The 1425-nt window shown below is 35.4% G+C and carries 1 protein-coding gene and 1 pseudogene; both read right to left on the reverse strand.

What is annotated here, in order from left to right; translation table 11 throughout:
• Positions 1 to 161: 161 nt before the first annotated feature.
• On the reverse strand, positions 162 to 845 hold the full coding sequence (locus Q9Q35_RS07475; RefSeq protein ID WP_304652814.1) for a hypothetical protein: 684 nt from the start codon (positions 843 to 845) through the stop codon (positions 162 to 164).
• Positions 832 to 1425 (reverse strand): annotated as a pseudogene (locus Q9Q35_RS07480) (hypothetical protein); the annotation flags it as partial. The gene Q9Q35_RS07475 and the pseudogene Q9Q35_RS07480, both read right to left, overlap by 14 nt.

A 1425-nucleotide genomic window follows, 5' to 3' on the forward strand; every position in this document is an offset into this window, starting at 1 on the left:
CAATGCATTACTTGTTTTGACTGAATCAGCTGCCATTTTAGCATCACTCAAACTTCCTAAAAGGCGCATCTTTGTCCGTGACAACTCATTTTTGGTCGCTAAGACTTCGCCTACATCAATTCTCATCTTCTAACACCCCCAATGTTGTCAAAACAGGTAATTTATTTGCTTTTCTTTTTTGATACAAAAATTGCCGACTTGTCGATGTCTTTAGGACCAAATTCTTTTATTAGGTTACGACGATAAGGTGTATCTAGCATTAACCAGTAAGGTATTATCCTAGAAGACACTATACATGCCATTGGGATAAAAGATATTTTTATAAAAAAATCTACTCCTGTAAATAAGTACAAAAAAGTAGTAACTACTGCAAAAATAACTACACTAAATAGCATATACATTGGTAATTTTTGACTACCTAGTAGTCTAACAACATAAATTACAATATTAAATAAGACAACTATAGTAATACCCATAATTAATGTTTTTGTATCTATTTTTGTTAACCATCCAATTAAAATAGTTATTACAATAACATTCACATAATTCGATATCACTTCCACAGCCCCAGCAAACCTTTGTTGATGATACCAGCACCAAAATATTCTTGAAAGTACTAATAATATCGTTGTAATTACATAAAACATTAACAGCTTATCTCTGTATGCGTAGGGAATTACCTCCACTGGTAATGTATGAGCAGAAAATCCAACATACAAAATCATTAGCAAAAATCCATTTACAAATATAGTAATGCTATTTTCCAGCTTATTATAAGTTAGTATCTGCGCATAGCGATACATTATTTGCCTAAAAGATATTTTCATTTTTTCATCCTTTTCCATTTTCTAAAGTCATACCCCTTTTCAAAAAATCATTCCATTTATTTTTTACAAATTTCCCAACACCAGTTTCCTTAATTGCCCAGGACGCCACCAAAGCAGCACCACTAGCAATAGCTATGCCTGCACCTACTGTAATCCAAGCTGGTGCCGTTGTTATACCTAATCCTCCTATAAACGTAGCAACACCCCATGTTCCCACCATACTACCAACAGTCGATAGACCCGCAGTCACAGCCATATCACCCAGATCGATCGCTGTACCTCCGATAAGACTCATTGCTCTTGCCTTGCCTTTTAGCTTATGTTCGTTTGCCATCTTATTTGATTCATTGAAACCGTCATAGAGCGATAAAGTCTTGCTGGCGATGTTTATTCCAGGGATAGCTCGTCCTAGTCCTTTAGCCTTACTAAGATCTTTAAACATTGCTTTAAAGTTCAGCTCTTTTAAGGCACTGCTCTTGGCTTCTTTGAGATAGTCTTTGACTTTCAAGCTGCCTTTTTGCTGAGGAGATACGATCTTTTTAGTATCGTAGATATACAATTGTTTGGCTAATTTTTCACCGCCTTTGACGACATTAGC

It is taken from the genome of uncultured Ligilactobacillus sp. (assembly GCF_948826705.1).
GTDB lineage: Bacteria > Bacillota > Bacilli > Lactobacillales > Lactobacillaceae > Ligilactobacillus.

What these genes read in the sequence shown, in the direction of transcription:
- Q9Q35_RS07475 (WP_304652814.1), bottom strand. Translation starts at nt 845, where the DNA reads ATGGAAAAGGATGAAAAAATGAAAATATCTTTTAGGCAAATAATGTAT.